The sequence below is a fragment of the Robinsoniella sp. RHS genome (genome assembly GCF_001029355.1).
Classification (GTDB): domain Bacteria; phylum Bacillota; class Clostridia; order Lachnospirales; family Lachnospiraceae; genus Robinsoniella; species Robinsoniella peoriensis.
Map to the genome: position 1 here is coordinate 1 of NZ_JNGB01000044.1, position 19,349 is coordinate 19,349.

Annotated in this window: 11 protein-coding genes; all 11 read left to right on the forward strand. The window is 41.6% G+C overall.

The features are described from left to right. The coding region (locus RHS_RS17705) for an Ig-like domain-containing protein (RefSeq protein ID WP_047833930.1) at positions 1-7,644 on the forward strand (7,644 nt) is incomplete at its 5' end. Positions 7,645-7,895: 251 nt separating this feature from the next. Beyond that, positions 7,896-9,362: an ABC transporter substrate-binding protein gene (locus tag RHS_RS17710; RefSeq protein ID WP_047833931.1), complete on the forward strand. Its 1,467-nt coding sequence runs from the start codon at positions 7,896-7,898 to the stop codon at positions 9,360-9,362. A gap of 92 nt (positions 9,363-9,454) precedes the next feature. Then, the gene (locus tag RHS_RS17715; RefSeq protein WP_027295947.1) at positions 9,455-10,366 is read left to right on the forward strand and encodes a carbohydrate ABC transporter permease; all 912 of its coding nucleotides are present in this window, start codon (positions 9,455-9,457) and stop codon (positions 10,364-10,366) included. Between the two features lie 15 nt (positions 10,367-10,381). Then, positions 10,382-11,224 carry a carbohydrate ABC transporter permease gene (locus tag RHS_RS17720; protein WP_047833932.1) on the forward strand — a complete coding sequence of 281 codons (843 nt, stop codon included), beginning with the start codon at positions 10,382-10,384 and terminating at the stop codon, positions 11,222-11,224. Positions 11,225-11,233: 9 nt separating this feature from the next. Next, positions 11,234-12,547, forward strand: coding sequence for an alpha-L-fucosidase (locus RHS_RS17725; RefSeq protein WP_047833933.1), 1,314 nt, complete (start codon positions 11,234-11,236; stop codon positions 12,545-12,547). 20 nt (positions 12,548-12,567) lie between these two features. Next, positions 12,568-13,488 (forward strand): N-acetylglucosamine kinase, encoded by a 921-nt coding sequence (locus RHS_RS17730; RefSeq protein WP_027295950.1) that lies wholly within the window; start codon positions 12,568-12,570, stop codon positions 13,486-13,488. A gap of 15 nt (positions 13,489-13,503) precedes the next feature. After that, on the forward strand, positions 13,504-14,544 hold the full coding sequence (locus RHS_RS17735) for an SIS domain-containing protein (RefSeq protein WP_047833934.1): 1,041 nt from the start codon (positions 13,504-13,506) through the stop codon (positions 14,542-14,544). An 18-nt stretch (positions 14,545-14,562) separates the two neighbouring features. Further along, positions 14,563-15,873: an alpha-galactosidase gene (gene melA, locus RHS_RS17740; RefSeq protein WP_047833935.1), complete on the forward strand. Its 1,311-nt coding sequence runs from the start codon at positions 14,563-14,565 to the stop codon at positions 15,871-15,873. Positions 15,874-16,215: 342 nt separating this feature from the next. Next, a complete protein-coding gene (locus tag RHS_RS17745; RefSeq protein ID WP_047833936.1) occupies positions 16,216-17,172 on the forward strand; it encodes a hypothetical protein in 957 nt (318 codons plus the stop codon). Between the two features lie 186 nt (positions 17,173-17,358). Further along, positions 17,359-18,036 carry a response regulator transcription factor gene (locus RHS_RS17750; RefSeq protein WP_027295955.1) on the forward strand — a complete coding sequence of 226 codons (678 nt, stop codon included), beginning with the start codon at positions 17,359-17,361 and terminating at the stop codon, positions 18,034-18,036. Next, the gene (locus tag RHS_RS17755) at positions 18,033-19,256 is read left to right on the forward strand and encodes a cell wall metabolism sensor histidine kinase WalK (RefSeq protein WP_047833937.1); all 1,224 of its coding nucleotides are present in this window, start codon (positions 18,033-18,035) and stop codon (positions 19,254-19,256) included. Before RHS_RS17750 ends, RHS_RS17755 begins: the two co-directional genes overlap by 4 nt. The last annotated feature ends 93 nt before the right edge of the window (positions 19,257-19,349 follow it).

Consider the following 19,349-nt stretch of genomic DNA (forward strand, 5'->3'; position numbering starts at 1 on the left):
AAAGACAGCAGAACTTACGATGCAACAGTAATTACCACATCTGAGAGCGGCGATTTCACAGATGAAGCAGTCATATATAATTCAGACAGTTCAAATGTGCATGGATTTGGGGCAGGAGGAGATGAACGCTATGCAGAGACTGCATCCGGACATGAATTCCCAGTACCGGACGGTACAAAGGCACAGGCAGTACGCGTATATGTATTTGGCAGCCAAAACGGTACTACAAACCACATCAATGAATTGCAGGTCTGGGGAACTCCCCATACAGAGAATCCGGATGTGAATTCTTATCAGGTGACAATTCCACAGGGAAATGGATATCAGGTAATACCTTATGAAAATGACCCGACGACAGTGGAAGAAGGCGGTTCTTTCCGTTTTCAGGTACTGATTGACTCCGATAATGGTTACAGTGCAACCAGTGCGGTAAAAGCAAATGGAGTAAGTCTGGAGGCAGCTGACAGTGTTTATACCATTGAGAACATTACTGAAGATCAGGTAATCACCATTGAAGGCGTACATAAAGCACAGTATGAAGTAAAATTCCCGGAAAACCCACAGGGATACAGTGTTGAGATTCAGAATGAAGGAAGTACAACGGTAGACTATAATGGTTCTGTCAGTTTTAAGCTTATTATAGACGAAGCTTATAATGAATCCGTACCGGTTGTTAAAGCAAACGGCGGTGCAGCTTTGGGAAAAGATGAGCTCGGTGTATATACAATTGCAAATATCCAGGACGATATTACGGTTACAGTTGAGGGTATCCAGGAAAATACCGTAGTAAAGACAAAAACAATGTACTTGTCTGATATGGATTGGAAGAGTGCTGCAAATGCAGTAGGTGCAACAGGAGAAAAAGACACTCCCACAAAGGACCTGAATCATTTACAGCAGCAGATGAAATTATTGGTAAACGGAGCAGAGAAGTCTTTTGATAAAGGAATTGGAGTTCAGACGGATTCTTCTATCGTTTATGATCTGGAAGACAAAGGCTACACTTCTTTCCACACCCTGGCAGGCGTTGATTATTCAGCAATGGAATATGTAGACGGAGAAGGCTGTGATATCCAGTTTAAAGTATATCTGGATGATGTCGTAGTATTTGACAGCGGAGTAGTTGATGCATCTGATGAGGCTCAGGAAGTTAATGTTGCTATAACATCAGAGAATAAAGAACTAAAACTGGAAGCTAAAATGGTTAAAGAGCCTTATAATGACTGGGGAAACTGGGCAGATGCCAGCTTTGAAATGGCTTATCCGGAACCGTCTAATGTGGCTTTAAATAAAACTGTTACTGTTAAGAAAACAGCGGATAACTCAGACTCTGAAGTGAATTCCAGCAGACCGGGATCAATGGCTGTAGATGGAATCATTGGACCTACATCAGATTCTAACTATTGTGATTTCGGACAGGATGGGGATAATACTTCCCGTTATCTGCAGGTAGATTTAGGGAATGTTTATGAACTTACCCAGATCAATATGTTTAGATACTGGGCAGATGGCAGAGTATATAATGGTACTGTAATTGCAGTTTCCGAAAACGCAGACTTTAGTAATCCAACTTTTATTTATAATTCAGATAAAGCAGACAAACACGGACTTGGTGCAGGCAGTGATGACACTTATGGAGAAACCCAGAGTGGAAAATCATTCGAAGTTCCGGCGGGAACCATGGGACAATATGTCCGTGTGTATATGTCTGGTTCCAACAAAGGTACAACAAACCATATCGCTGAATTACAGGTAATGGGTTATAATTTCAATACAGAACCGAAACCGTATGAAGCAAATGCATTTGAAAATGCAGCAGTTTATTTAGATATGCCAACTCATTTCCAGGATCTGGATTCCAATAAAAACGACGATGGCAGCTTAAAGCACATTGGCGGACAGGTGACACATCCTGATATCCAGGTATTTGACCAACCGTGGAACGGTTATAAATACTGGATGATTTACACACCAAATACAATGATCACTTCCCAGTATGAAAATCCATATATCGTAGCATCTGAAGATGGACAGACATGGGTAGAGCCGGAAGGAATCTCCAATCCAATTGAACCGGAACCGCCATCAACCAGATTTCATAACTGTGATGCAGATCTGTTATACGACTCTGTCAATGACCGTTTACTTGCTTACTGGAACTGGGCAGATGACGGCGGCGGTACTGATGACGAATTAAAAGATCAGAACTGTCAGATTCGTCTGAGAATTTCTTATGATGGAATTAACTGGGGAGTTCCTTACGACAAAGACGGCAATATTGCCACAACAGCTGATACTGTAGTAAGAATGGAAACAGGAGATAAGGATTTCATTCCTGCAATCAGCGAAAAAGACCGTTATGGTATGCTTTCCCCAACATTTACCTATGACGATTTCCGCGGCATATATACAATGTGGGCACAGAACTCCGGTGATGCGGGATACAACCAGTCTGGAAAGTTCATCGAAATGAGATGGTCTGAGGATGGAATAAACTGGTCTGAACCACAAAAAGTGAATAATTTCCTTGGAAAAGATGAGAATGGCAGACAGCTTTGGCCATGGCATCAGGATATTCAGTATATCCCTGAGCTACAGGAATATTGGGGACTGTCCCAGTGCTTCTCTACTTCTAATCCCGATGGATCCGTATTATACCTGACCAAGTCCAGAGATGGTGTCAACTGGGAGCAGGCAGGAACACAGCCGGTATTAAGGGCAGGAAAATCAGGTACCTGGGATGATTTCCAGATTTACCGTTCTACCTTCTATTATGATAATCAGTCAGACAGCCCTACTGGTGGGAAATTTAGAATCTGGTACAGTGCACTGCAGGCAAATACTTCAGGCAAGACCGTTTTGGCTCCTGATGGAACAGTGTCTCTTCAGGTTGGAAGCCAGGATACCAGGATCTGGCGTATCGGGTATACAGAAAATGACTACATGGAAGTCATGAAAGCTCTGACCCAGAATAAAAACTATGAAGAACCGGAATTAGTAGACGCAGTTTCCTTAAATCTGTCAATGGATAAAACAAGCATTTCAGTAGGTGAAGAAGCAACGGTAAGCACTGCTTTCGTACCGGAAAATGCTACCGACCGCATTGTAAAATATACATCTCAGGATCCGGAAATTGCAGTTATTGATCCAACAGGCATTGTTACAGGGGTTAAGGATGGAACCACAACTATTGTTGCAGAAACAAAATCGGGCGCAAAAGGTGAATTATCCGTAACGGTTGGTGAGCTTCAAAGAGGTGAAATCCGATTTGAGGTCAGCAATGACCATCCGATGTATCTGGAGAATTACTATTGGAGTGATGATGCACCAAAAAAAGACGGCTTAGACGCAAACAAGAACTACTATGGGGATGAACGTGTTGACAGTCCGGTAATGCTGTATAATACCGTTCCTGATGAATTGAAGGATAATACAGTAATCCTGGTAATTGCAGAGAGAAGCTTAAACAGCACAGATGCAGTAAGGGATTGGATTAAAAAGAACGTAGAATTATGTAATGAAAATAAGATTCCATGTGCAGTTCAGATTGCAAATGGAGAAACAAATGTAAATACAACCATTCCATTATCGTTCTGGAATGAGCTGGCAACGAACAATGAATACCTGGTTGGATTTAATGCAGCCGAGATGTATAACCGTTTTGCAGGTGACAACCGCAGCTATGTTATGGATATGATCCGTTTAGGGGTATCCCACGGCGTATGCATGATGTGGACCGATACCAATATTTTTGGTACAAACGGTGTGTTGTATGACTGGCTGACTCAGGATGAAAAACTGTCCGGTCTTATGCGGGAATACAAAGAGTATATCTCTCTGATGACAAAAGAGTCTTACGGCAGTGAGGCAGCAAATACAGATGCTCTGTTTAAGGGCCTGTGGATGACAGACTACTGCGAGAACTGGGGAATCGCCTCCGACTGGTGGCATTGGCAGTTAGACAGCAACGGTGCACTCTTTGATGCAGGCAGCGGCGGAGATGCATGGAAACAGTGTCTGACATGGCCGGAAAATATGTATACGCAGGACGTTGTGCGTGCAGTAAGCCAGGGTGCAACCTGCTTTAAATCAGAGGCACAGTGGTATTCAAATGCTACAAAAGGCATGCGTACACCGACATATCAGTATTCCATGATTCCCTTCCTGGAGAAACTGGTAAGCAAAGAGGTAAAAATTCCTACAAAAGAAGAGATGCTGGAAAGAACAAAAGCAATTGTTGTAGGGGCAGAAAACTGGAATAACTTTAATTATAATACTACTTATTCAAATCTGTATCCAAGCACAGGACAATATGGAATCGTACCTTATGTACCATCAAATTGTCCGGAAGAAGAACTGGCAGGCTATGATCTGGTAGTAAGGGAAAACCTTGGCAAAGCAGGACTGAAGTCTGCACTTGATACGGTATACCCGGTTCAGAAATCAGAAGGAACCGCATACTGTGAAACCTTTGGAGATACCTGGTACTGGATGAATTCCTCGGAAGACAAAAACGTAAGCCAGTACACTGAATTTACAACCGCAATCAATGGAGCTGAAAGTGTAAAGATAGCCGGCGAACCCCATGTATTTGGTATTATAAAAGAAAATCCGGGATCTTTAAATGTATACTTAAGCAACTACCGTCTGGATAAAACAGAACTCTGGGATGGTACAATCCCCGGAGGATTAAGCGATCAGGGCTGCTATAATTATGTATGGCAGATGTGTGAGCGCATGAAGAACGGTACAGGGCTGGATACACAGCTTCGCGACACCGTTATTACTGTTAAAAATGCAGTAGAACCGAATGTAAACTTTGTAACCGAATCTCCGGCAGACAGAAGTTTTGCAGAAGATAATTATGTAAGACCATACAAATATACGGTTGCACAAAAAGAAGGCACAACCGATGAATGGGTGATTACGGTCAGCCACAATGGTATTGTGGAATTCAATATTGTAACAGGCGATGAAAAAGTGCCGGCAACAAGTGTGGAATTATCAACTGATAAAGTTGATGTAATCCGTAACCGGACAGCAGTTGTAAAGGCAACGGTATTGCCGCAGAATGCAGGAAATAAACAGTTAACATGGACAATCGCCGATCCTGAGATTGCTTCTGTAGACAACAAAGGAACCGTAACCGGACTAAAAGAAGGAAAAACCGTATTACGTGCAGCTATTTCTGGCAGTGTTTATAAAGAATGCGAAGTAAATGTAATTGACCGAAAAGTAACGGAAGTAAACTTAAACAAAACAGAGTTGTCTCTTAGTGCAGGGGATTCTGCGAAACTGGAAGCATCCATAGCACCGGAAGACCCGTCTGACAGCAGCATTACCTGGACTTCCACAAATGAAAATGTTGCAACGGTTGCATCAAACGGTACCGTTACAGCTCATAAAGCAGGTGTAGCTCAGATTATCGCCCAGTCTGCTTACCAGGCAAAGGGTATCGCAACTGTTACCGTTAATTATGCGGCTTCCGTAAAATTAGACCGTACAGGAATGACGGCTACAGCCAACAGCGAACAGTCTAAATCAGGTGGAGAAGGACCTGCTTCCAACGTACTGGACGGTAAGCAGGACACAATGTGGCATACAAGCTGGACAGATAAACCTGAATTACATCCTCACTGGATTAAAATTGATTTAAACGGAACAAAAACAATTAACAAATTTGCTTATACACCAAGAACCGGAGCATCTAACGGAACAATTTATAATTATGTTCTGATTATCACCGATCCGGAAGGAAATGAAAAACAGGTTGCAAAGGGCGTATGGGCAGCAAATGCAGATGTAAAATATGCTGAATTTGACGCAGTTGAAGCTACGGCGATCAAGCTGCAGGTAGACGGCAACGATGATAAGGCATCAAAAGGAGGATATGGTTCCGCGGCAGAAATCAATATTTTTGAAGTGGCACAGAAACCTTCCGCAAATGAGCTTGCCGAAAATATTAAAGTAATTGCACCTGTAAAAGCAGAAGATACAAAAGTATCTATCCCGGTCATTACTGGATTTGATATCGTAATCAGTAATTCCAGCAATCCGGACGTAATTGGTATTGATGGCAGCATCACCAGACCGGAAAATGATACAGTTGTAACTTTAACATTAAAAGTAAAAGAAACAGATTCTAAGGCTGTAAAGGAAGCAGCGGCTGAAGCAACCACCACGGTGGATGTTCTGGTTACCGGTACAAAGACATCTGATGTAGAGGCAGAAAGCGTAACGCTGGATAAGACAGCAGCTGAATTAACAGTTGGAGGAGAACTCTTATTAAATGCCGTTGTGAAGCCAGACAATGCAACAAATAAGGCAGTAACCTGGAGTTCCGACAAACCGTCAGTGGCAACTGTAGAAAATGGCAAAGTAAAAGCAATCATAGCCGGAGAGGCTAAGATCACAGCAACAACTGTAAATGGAAAGACAGCAGTCTGCAACGTTACGGTAAAAGCAAAAGACGAGCCGGAAGTAATTCTCCCGACAGAAGTGCGCTTAAACATTCCATCAGCTGAATTTACAGTAGGAGATCAGATTCAGTTAACTGCTTCTGTACTGCCGGCAAATGCAGCAGATAAGACAATTACCTGGAAATCAGACAAACCTGAAGTGGCAACTGTCGCAAATGGATGGGTAAAAGGTATTGCAGCCGGAACTGCTAAGATTACAGCAACATCAGTCAATGGAAAAACGGCTGTATGTGTGATCACAGTCAAAGCACAGCCACAGAATCTACCAACCGGTGTTTCACTGAACAAGAAAACAGCAAGTGTAAAACTGAATAAAACCCTTACACTTTCCGCTGTAGTACAGCCTTCCAATGCGGATAATAAGACCGTTAAATGGACGTCTGACAATACGTATGTTGCAACAGTTGAGAATGGAGTCGTAAAAGCAGTTAATGCAGGAACAGCCAGAATCACTGCAGCTACCGTAAACGGACATAAGGCAACTTGTACGATAACAGTACCGGGCACAAAGATTTCCAAGGCAAAAGTAAGCCTTGCATCATCAAAAACACATACAGGCAAAGCATTAAAACCATCTGTAAAAGTAACTTACGGTAAGAATACATTAAAGAAAAATACTGATTATACCGTATCTTACAAAAATAATATAAATCCTGGGACTGCATCTGTTACAATTACGGGCAAGGGTAAATATTATGGTACCATCAACAAAACTTTTGCAATCAAGGCAGCAGAAGGAAAGACCTACACATCAGGAAAAGGCAAATATAAAGTAACAGATGCTTCGGCAAAGAACAGAACCGTAACTTTTATGGCTCCTGTAAAGAAGACCTACAGCTCATTCAGCGTACCTTCTAAGGTTAAGATCGGGAATGATACTTACAAAGTAACTGCAGTTGCAAAAAATGCATTCAAAAAGAATACAAAGCTTACAAAGGTAACCATTGGTTCGAATGTAAAAACAATTGGTTCTTATGCATTTTATGGCGCTTCCCAATTAAAAACGCTTACCTTAAAAACTACCGGACTTAACAGTGTAGGCAAGAATGCATTTAAGAAAACAAATGCAAAGCTGACTGTAAAGGTTCCAAAGTCAAAATTAGCAGATTATAAGAAGCTGTTAAAAGGAAAAGGATTATCTGGCAAGGCAAAAATTCAGAAATAACAGGAAGAATCCCCGTTGCATGACGCAGCGGGGATTCTTTAAAAATTACGATTTTTTGACTGCCTTTCTCAAACGAATAGGATAAAGTAAAAAATTCATCATTTTAAAAAAATCCGCAATTTTCAGGTAAAAAAATTGATGTAATTAGAGAGTTATGCTTATTCAAATGCTTTAAAAAAAATGGTAAATTATGATTATCAAGAAAACAGAAACAAATAAAAATATTTATATAGCATAAGGAGGATATTAGTATGAAATTGAAAAAGGTTATGGCGGTGACGCTGGCTGGGGCAATGGGAGCATCCATGATATTGGCAGGCTGCGGAGCTTCAGGAGAGACAGGAACAACAACAAAAGCAGAAGAGACAAAGGCAGAGACAGAGTCTAAGGCGGCTGAAACAACTGAGGAAGCAACAAAGGACAGTGCTGCAGAAACGATTGCAGAAACCACCGGAGAGACTAAGGAAGCAGGAACAAATGCTGATCTTCCTACAATTACCTTTACTCATGGATATTACCAGAGCGAATCAGAATGGGCAGCAGCTGCTGAGATGAGAGCTATCTACCAGGAATTTGCGGATGCGCATAAAAATGAATATAACTTTGTTATAAAAGCAGATGAATCAGGCGCAGAAGGAATCTACAATACCGCTTTGAATGATATCAGTGCCGGAAACTTCTACGACATAGCGGATTTCGGAGGCTGGGATATTACAGAGGTAGCTGCCGGAGCAGATATGATTCTGGATTTGAAACCATACTTAGATGAGAACCAGGATTTTAAAGATGGCGTAGGTGTCTGCTATGATCAGAACCTGACAGAAGACGGCAAGATCTATTCCGTTCGTGAACAGATTGAAGGAGTGGGCTTCTGGTATAATGAAAAATTATTTAATGATGCAGGCGCGGATACACCGGATAAATGGCAGACCTGGGATGACTTTAACACGGCAGTTGACAAATTAGTGGATAAAGGAACTACTCCATTCGGATTAAATGCAGGATGGCCTACCAATATTCTGTTAGCAAGTAATTTACAGAGAAGTGAAGATTCCAGAACCTTCTATGCAGAAGGAAAGAGCGTAGAGAGTTTTGATAATGAGGCATTTAAAGGATCATTGGATTTCATCCAGAAAAATGCACTTCAGAAAATTGATGCAGCAAACTTCGGACCTGGCGGAGATGATGACGAAGCTTACCGTTCAGACTTCTTTGCAGGCAAAACAGCAATGTTATTCAACGGTGTATGGGATGCAGGCGGATCTGTAGACTGTGAAGCTGGTGCAGAAAATATCAAACCGGCAGTATTCCCTACAGACGAAGCAGGTAAAAAAGCAGCCCTCATGTCAGGCGGATGCGGATTTGTAGTTTCTAATAAGTTAGACGAAGTACAGACGAAAGCATGTGTCGATTTCATCAAATACATGACCAGCCCTGAAGTAGCAAGCAGAATTATCGAAAAAGGTATCGGTATGGCACCAAGCACAAAAGTAGATTATGATGCATTGTTGAATAAAGTAACAGCTCCGGAAGCAAAGCTTTTAGTAGAAGCTTGCCAGCTTTGCCAGAGTGCAGATTATCAGGCACTTGGACTTGGCAATAACTTTGGTGATGCAGAAGGCGAAATCCAGGCAAAATATGCAGGATTAAAAGATGATTCTAAAACAGTAGACGGCGTAGTTGGGGAATTAAATGATTTCTTAGCAGCGGCAGAATAATGAAATAGGTAAATGGGCTGTTGTACGGTCAGTCATGATTGTACAGCAGCCCATCCTAAAGCATTGAAAACCAGAATAAAGGTGGGAACAGCATGCAGAAAAGAAAATCTATTTTTACAAAAAAGAACGGCTTTATATTAGCCTTTTTGCTTCCGGGTGTCCTGTTGTTTGCAGTCATATATGCATATCCGCTGGTTAATATTTTTGTTACATCCTTTTCAAAATGGAATTACAAGAATTTTACCAATCCGGAATTTTTAGGTTGGGGACACTTATTTGACAACTATATTAAACTATTTACCGTGGATACAAACTTTAAGGTAGCACTGATTAATACCTTAAAATGGGTAGTGCTTACCATGGTAGTACAGATTCCGTTCACTCTTCTGGTAGCGCTGGTTCTCGCCAGAAAGCCTAAAGGATGGCGGTTTACAAGAAATGCATTTATTATACCGAATATCATTTCAACAGCAGCAATCGGCTTAATCTTTCTGAATATCTACAGTCCATCCAGAGGTATTATTACAGAGATCTGCAACTGGATCAGTCCCGGATCTAATATCAGTGTTCTGGCGAATGAAAAGTATGCATTCTGGGGTGTAACCTTTGCGTTTATCCTGTTTGGCGGGTCATCCTGCCTCCTATTGCTGACTCAGATATTTTCTATTGACTCTTCCTTATTTGAAGCGGCCAGGGTAGACGGAGCATCCAAGACCCAGATTGATCTTAAAATTACATTGCCGCTGCTTCGCCCAATGCTTGGTACTGTCGCTATCATGGCAGCAAACTATGGGTTAGTGCTCTACAATGAAATCGCTTTAATCAGTGGCGGCGGTCCGGATAATGCTACATATAGTTTAAGTTATTATATTTACAAGACAGCACTTGGAAGTACAAAGCTGAATTTTGCCAGAGGAAATACGGCAGGTGTTATTCAGTTTATCATGGGAATTGTTCTGGTAGGGTTGATTAACAGGGCATTTCGAACCAGTGAGGTTGATTAGAAAGGAGGAGAGAAGATGAACAAAAAAAGCAAACAGCCATTTCAGATCAAGAATCTGCTGGGCTCCATTGGAACATATTTTATCATTGCAGTAGTATTGTTTATTTCCATTTACCCGATTCTCTGGGTGTTTATATCCTCCTTTAAACGGAATCCGGGAGGTCTGTCACTGCCCACAGAGTGGATATTTGATGGTTATATTACTATTTTTACACAGCTAAATATACAGACCTACTTTTTCAACAGCTTTTTGATAACCGTTATTTCTACCCTGATCAGTATTACGGTAGTCGGAATGTCAGCTTATATTTCCGCCAGAATGCAGTTTAAATTAAAAGGCGCAATTACGGCAATGTTTACTACAACTTTATTTATTCCGCAGATCTCGATCAGTTTTCCTATTTACCAGCTGCTGAATAATTTGGGATTGAAGGATTCCAGGCTGGGGGTAATCTTCGTATATTCAGGACTTGGGATTGCGATTACCTTTTTCATCATCCGAAGTTATTTTCTTACCATTCCTAAGGAAATGGAAGAGGCTGCCAAAATGGACGGATGCGGTTATGTGGGAACCTTTTTTAAGATTATTGTTCCAATTGCAAAACCGGGACTTGCGACTGCAGGTATCATGGCTTTTTTAAATAACTGGAATGAATTTTACTTTGCATCGATTCTGCTAAAGAGCAAGGATAAAATGACAATTCCTGCATTGCTGGGACAGTTTACAACAGCGTATTCAAAAAACTTAAATGGTATGTTCTCGGCTATTATCGTGGCTGTGGTACCGACAATTATTATATTCTGCTGTTTGTCTGAGACGTTTGTAAAATCTCTGACAGCGGGAGCAGTGAAAGGTTAGGGAGGAACAATGGGACTTATAGAAGAAAGAGAAGAACGGACTAAATGGTTTATGCAGGATAGATTCGGAATGTTCATACACTGGGGGTTATATGCAATACCCGGAAGAGGAGAATGGGTTCACAGTGATGAGCAGATTACCCAGAGTGTATATCAGAAATATTTTGATGAATGGAATCCGAAACGGTATGACCCGGTAAAGTGGGCAAAACTTGCCAAAGCGGCAGGAATGAAATATGCGGTACTGACTACCAAGCACCATGAAGGTTTTTGTCTCTTTGACAGTACATATACAGAATATAAGAGCACCAATACAAAGTGCGGCAGGGATCTGGTAAGAGAATTTGTGGACGCATTTCGGGCAGAAGGATTGAAGATTGGTTTTTACTATTCACTTTTAGACTGGCATCATCCTGATTACCCTGCATATGGTGACATGTATCATCCTGACAGGGCAAATGAGTCCTATAAGGGCAAAGAACATCATTTTGATAACTATCTTACTTATATGCACAACCAGGTCAGAGAGCTGATGACAAACTATGGAAAGATAGATCTGCTTTGGTTTGATTTCTCTTATGAAGGGCACATGGGAGAAGAATGGAAGGGGACAAAACTGGTTCAGATGGTTAGACAGCTTCAGCCGGAGATCATCATGAATGGCAGGCTGGAGGCAAATGGGGAGAGTTATGGCTCGGTAATGACGGACGAACCCAATATTTTTTCAGGAGATTTTGCCTGCCCTGAGATGATTATTCCCCCTTATGGGCTGCGGACACCGTCGGGTAGAGAAATTCCATGGGAAGCATGTTTTACACTGAATAATAACTGGGGATATACACCCAATGACAAGCATTATAAGAACTCGGCCCAGATAATTAAAAAGCTTGTAGAGTGTACCAGTAAAAACGGAAATATGATTGTGAATATATCCCCTGATGCAATGGGTGAAATTCCGAAGAAACAAGCGGAAATACTGGAAGAAGTCGGAGAATGGATGAAAGACAATTCGGAGAGTATTTACGGCTGCCGGATGTCAGAATTTGAAAAGCCTGAATGGGGACGATATACACAAAACGGAAATAAATTGTATGCACATATTATGGAGGAAAGCATAGGGGCTATCTGTCTGCCGGGAGTGAAGGGCAAGATAAAAAAGGCAAGGAGATTGTCTGACGGATATGAAATGCTGCTATTGACTCCATGGGTTGCAAAGGAATTCCCGGATTGTGAATTCGTTAATTATGGAACCCCGGATTGCTTTTCTTTCACGGTTGATCCCACGCCGGATACCGTAATCGAACTGGAATTAAACGAAGAATAGCAAGGCAGGAGGTTGATCCGATGAAATATTATATTGGCATTGACGGAGGCGGTACAAAGACGGAGTTTCTGCTGGCTGACGAAAATCATAAAATACTCTCACGCACATTAAGAGGGAGTGCTTCTTATATGCAGATCGGGGAAGGAGGGTTAATTGACCTTCTGGATGAAGGAATTGAAAATCTGATTCGCCCCCTGCAAATAGCAAAGAATGATGAATTCCATACCTGTTTTGGGATGCCCTTATATGGTGAACACCGGAATAAGGATGAGGTTATCTTAAAATCCCTGAAAGAAAGGCTTGGAAAATATCGGATAAAAACGGTAAATGATGTAGAGGCAGGCTGGGCAGGAAGCCTGGAAATGGAGTCCGGAATCAATATTGTGGCTGGAACAGGTTCGATTGCCTTTGGGAAAAACCCAAATGGGGAAAGTGCGAAAGCCGGAGGCTGGAGTGAGTTCTTTTCAGATGAGGGATCCTGTTACTGGCTGGGCAGAAAGGCAATGGAATGTTTTTCAAAGGAAGCTGACGGACGTTTTCGAAAAGGTGCTTTATATGAGATCATGAAGGAGAAGTTTCAATTGGATCATGATTATGATCTGATCGGTATCCTGGAAGCGGATTATATTCCTTACCGGGACAGAGTTGCATCTTTGCAGGTATGCCTGAAGGATGCCGCAATGGAAGGAGATATGGAAGCGGTTCGTTTATATGAACATGCCGCACATGAACTGATGCTGATTGTAAGAAGCGTGCATGAAAAACTGAAGATGGGAAAAGGGTGTAAAGTATCCTATTCCGGTGGTTTATTTAAAACGGAGGATCTGATATTAAAGCCCTTTGAACGATATCTGAAACCACTTGATATTACCCTTGTACCACCTAAAAGGACACCGGCAGAGGGCGCGTTACTGCTGGCAAAATATTATGAGAATAGATAATCGGAGGAGATTAAAATGTATTTAACAGAACAGGAAATTATGGAACAGCATATTGCACTTAATAAAACTTATGATTATATGATGGAAAAAAAAGCTGAGATCAAAAAGTTCTTCTCGGAACATCCGTCCAGAAAATTTGTTTTCTTTGGCTGCGGATCAAGCTATATGCTTGCAAAATCCGGCCAGCAGCTGATTTGCGCCTGTGAAGGAAGCAGTGCCAACGCCATAGCCGGCGGAGACTATCTGGTGAATCCGGGGTATTATGAAGCATGCATCAAAGACAGTATCATCGTAACCCTGTCAAGATCCGGGCAGACAACGGAAATTGTAAGGGACGTGCAGTATATCAAGGAACATTACGGTAATCCTGTAATCTCGTTGTCTATGAAGGATGATAACGATATTATGCCTTACAGCGAACTGGACATTACCATGGACTGGTGCTATGACAAAAGTGTATGCCAGACGAGAACCGTTACCAATTTATATACTGCAATGCTGATGCTTACCGCATTTTATAATGAAGATGAAGGATTATTATCTTCTGTAAAAGCTGCAGTTGACAACAATGAGGCATATAAAGAGGCCTGCCGTGGAGTATTGGCTGATATTTCCAAAAAGGAATGGAGTAATGCCATTGTTCTGGCTGACGGAGCGCCTATAGGAATTGCAGAGGAAGGAGCACTTGCATTTACTGAAATATCCATGCTTCCGGGACAGTGCTTCCATTTGCTGGATTACCGCCATGGTCCTATGGTTTTAAACGGTGAGCAGACATTGACAGTGATACTGGTACAGCCAAATGAAGATAAACTGCAAAGAGACATGATTGAAGATCTGAAATCCCATGGAGGAACGATTGTAACAGTATCACAATATGAAGGCAATGAATTTGGCGTAAATGCAAATATCTGCCTGAAAGGGATTGAACGATTTGAAGCATGGGGAATTCCATTTATTTATGTATGCCAGATGGCAGCATATGAGAAATCCATTCTTTTGGGAAGAAATCCTGACCAGCCCACAGGACTTGATGCATTTATCACATTAAAATAAAGGAGACTGGGATAATTTATGAAGAAAATAACGTTTATCGGAGCAGGCAGCTTTGATTTTACCAGGGAGCTGGTTAAAGATGTTCTAACTTATGATGCATTTAAGGATGCATGTATCTGCCTGATGGATATTGATGAAGAAAAGCTTGGATTTATTAAAAAAGCATGCGATAAAATAAAAGCAGCCGGTAATTATCCGGCATCCATAATTGCAACCACGGACCGGGAGGAAGCTTTAAAAGGAGCAGACGGAGTGGTTATCACAGTCCTTACTGCGGGACCGGATATTTTCCGTACAGACATCGAGATTCCTAAAAAATATGGAGTTGATATCTGTGTAGGCGATACCAGGGGGCCGGCTGGCATATTCCGCTTTTTGCGTTCTGCTCCTGTACTTCTGGATATCTGCCGGGATATAGAACGGATTTGTCCCGATGCCTATGTACTGAATTATACGAATCCTATGGCACTTAACTGTCGTTATCTGCAGGAAATGACCAATGTGAAGATAACAGGTCTGTGCCACAGTGTGCAGCATACAGCCAAAATGCTGGCTGACTGGATCGGTGCGGATATGGAAGACGTGGACTATCTATGTGCCGGAATTAATCATCAGGCATTTTATCTGAAATATGAGTGGAAGGGTGAAGATGCTTATCCTCTTATTAAGAAAGCAGTGGAAAAAGATGAAATATACAATGAAGAACAGGTGAGAAACCAGCTGTATTTACATCTGGATTATTACCCCACAGAGAGCAGCGGCCATAATTCAGAATATTATCCCTGGTTTCGGAAGCGTCCCGATCTGATTGAAAAATACTGTACACATTCCACAGGCTGGAATCCCGGAGCTCATGCATATATCCTGAATGAATATTTCAGAAGACAGAATGAATGGAAAAAGGACATTCAGGAATGGCTGGAGAAGGACGAGGTGGAGCTGGAACGGGGGCAGGAGTATGCAGCCTGCATCTTTAATGCATTATTTGGAGATGGAACTGTTTTTCACTTTAACGGGAATGTCAGAAATGAAAAATATATAGAAAATCTCCCGGATGGGTGCTGTGTGGAAGTACCAGTGACGGTAGGACCGGATGGCTTTACCATACATCCGGTAGGAAAATTACCGGATCAGCTGGCGGTCATGACCAACACATCTGCAAGAAGCGAGGAATTGGCAATCAAGGGCTGTATAAATGGGGATAAGCGGGCTGTTTATCATGCAATCTTATTTGATCCGTTAACAGCATCTGTATTGAGCATGGATGAAATCCAGAGCATGGTAGATGAGATGTTTGAAGCGAACAAGCAATATTTACCGCAGTTTTAAACTTGATAACCTGTAGAAAACTGAGATTTTTATAGCAGCTGGCAAATAATTTGCCGGCTGTTATTTTTGCAGTTGATTTTTTAAATACTTTATGTTACTATAAATTATCAAATCTAACAGCCGATTCGGCTAATTTCCAATTTATTTAAGATAATCGCATATGTATTATCAGAATGTTTCTTTTTGTGTGGCATTTTTTAGTCAATATATCGTAAAGCGGAGCATGCAGATGACAGGAATAAATTTTCAATCATTTTCCGGTCTTGTATTCCAAAGGTATATATTGTGCTGATATCAGAAAGCTTCTTTTTGCATTTGCGATATGGTGCAAAAGGAGGAAGGATGTCCAGGAAAAGAGATATAACCACCAAAAGTTTTTTATCAGACCCTGTTGTTTTTTGTGATTTGTATAATGGAGCATTATTCGATGGGGAACAAATTTTAAGACCAGGAGAATTAAGGCAGTTAAATGGGGAGTCGGCATTGCTGGTTCCCGACAGCCGGGGAAAGAAAAGGGCAGAAGGCAGATTCCGTGATGTGGTATTCGAAGCCAGAATTTGTGGGAGGACTGTGGTGCTGGCATGTGAAGTTCAGGATAAGATTCATTTTGCTATGCCTGTAAGAGGAATGCTGTATGATGCATTAGACTATAGTGAACAAGTAAAGAACCATAGGAAAGACCATCAGGGAATGCGGGATTTAAAGTCTGGAAGTGAGTTTTTATCCGGAATAAAGAAGGGGGAAAAGATTTGTCCCGTTTACTCAATGGTATTCTATTATGGAGAGGAAAACTGGGATCAGAACAGAGATCTGCATCAGATGCTTGATATACCGGACAAACTGCAGAAGTTCGGACACTTATTGCAGGATTATCATATCAACCTGGTACATGCCGGAAATGTAAATCCGGAAAACTTCAGGACAGGGCTGAAAGAGGTATTCGAAATACTGAGATTTGCCGGAGATGAAGAAAAACTGAGATCTTTTGTTAATATGAACAGAGATAAATTTACAAATCTGGATGGGGATACTTATGATATGGTGTTTCTCTTTCTGGGTGAACAGAAAATAACGGGCAGCAATAAAAGAAAATTTAAAACAGAGCGAGGAGGATATAATATGTGTATAGCGTTGAAAGAATTAGAAGCAAGGGGAGAAGCCCTGGGTGAAAAAAGAGGTATAAACAGATTGAACCAGTTATACCGGATCTTGATCAGAGATGCCGATCTGGAACTGATGAAACTTGCAGCAGAAAATGATGCTGTCAGAAATGATTTATTCTTAAAATATGGAATCTGACGAATTGGCTGACTCATGAAGCTGTCCAGGGTACAGGCTGTGGATTAGCTTCATGGGATTAAAGTTAGCCGGGATATAAATTAACTTCAGACTATTTTCAGTCTCTCCTTCTATAATCATTTGCAGGAACTCCAGAAACATTATATAATTATTGTAATGTACGTAATGGAAAGTGAGGAACTGAATTTGCGAATACTGATTGTAGAAGATGAAGTCCGCCTGGCAGAAGCGCTGGGACAGATTATGGAAGAAGCGAAATATATTACTGATGTGGTCTATGATGGAAATGATGGTCTGGCATACGCACTTTGCGGACAGTATGATGTTATTGTCTTAGATGTTATGCTTCCGGGAATAAATGGTTTTGAGATTGTAAAGGAGATGCGGGTGAAAAAAATAGCAACTCCGGTTATTATGCTGACTGCCCGGGATGATGTGAGGGATAAGATTACGGGACTTGACAGAGGCGCGGATGATTATATGACAAAGCCGTTTGTTCCGGAAGAACTGCTTGCCCGGATTAGGGCACTGTCAAGACGGCAGGGAGAAGTATTGCTGGAGGAAATCTGTTTTTCGGATCTGACGCTGGTGCTCTCTGCCAATGATCTGTGGTGTAATGGGAAATCGATACATCTTGGATATAAAGAGTTTGAAATTATGAAAATTCTGATTTCAAACCCCAAAATTATTACATCCAAGGAGATTCTCATTACGAAAGTCTGGGGAACGGAATCGGACGTGGAGGATAATAATGTGGAGGCATATATCTCTTTCTTACGGAAAAAGATGTGTTTTCTGGGATCAAAAGTGGGCATTGGTACCGTACGTAAGGTGGGATACCGTCTGGAGGAACAAAGGGAATGATAAAAAAACTGCGGAAGAAGTTTATTTTTATAAATATGTCTTTTGTTACTTTGATATTAGTGGGGGTCCTGGTGGTTATCTGCTTTACAAATTACCAGAAATATCAAAAAGACAGCCGTCAGGCTTTAAATCATGCCTTAGAGGATAAAGGAGGAAATCTGAAACCCAGGGTGGATTTCGTACCGGGAAGAAAAGAAGGACCAATGAATATGGGTCCTGTATTTGTAGTAGAGCTAAATGAGAACGGTGAGATTGCAGATATCAATGACAGCGGTATCCGTATTACAGAGGATTCCGCCAGGGAAGCTGTAGAAGCGGCCAAAAGAGACGGGCATGAAAGGGGCTTCCTGATTAACCAGGAACTTCGCTATGAGCGGAGGCAGGACGATGAGAGCGAGAAAATTGCATTTGTAGACTGCAGCAGGGAAATCAATGGCATGAGGAATTTATTACTGGTGTCGGCGCTGATATTAGTGGGCGGTCTTGCGGCATTTTTTCTGATCAGCCTGTTTCTGGCAAAGTGGGCGCTGACCCCGGTAGAAAAAGCCTGGCAGCAGCAGAGACAGTTCATTGCAGATGCATCCCATGAATTAAAAACTCCGCTCACGGTAATCCTGGCGAATTTGAATATTTTATCGGCTCACCGTGAGGACAGGATTAAGGATCAGGAGCGATGGCTGGAAAATACAAAGACGGAAGCGTCCCGGATGAAAGAATTGTTAAACGACCTGCTTTTTCTGGCTCGCTCAGATATGTCACAGACCCCAAAAGTATTTGCTGAATTTGATTTAAGCAATACACTCTGGAGCTGCATTCTGCCATTTGAATCGCTGGCATACGAACGAGGGGTGGAGCTGAATGAAGAAATTACACCTGGCATTCATATCGTAGGTGATGAAGGGCAGATCAAACAGCTGATTGCTATTTTACTGGACAACGCATGTAAATATGCGAAAAAAAATAGCAGAATCAGTGTGATCCTGGAAAAGAAACAGGAAAAAATTTATCTGAAGGTCAACAATACCGGTGATGTGATTCCAAAGGATGATCTGGATCATATATTTGAACGATTTTACCGTGCAGATAAGTCAAGAGCCAGAAAACAAGGCGGATACGGACTGGGTCTTTCTATTGCACAGACGATCGTGGAAAACCATCATGGAAAGATTCAGGTGGAGAGCATGGAAAGTAAGGGAACTACTTTTACAATTATAATATAGACAGATTATTCGATAACAAAAGATGAGCCAGTCTGTCAGATATGTACAAAATCCACATTTAAATATTGTGAATATTAGAGAAAAATAAGAAAA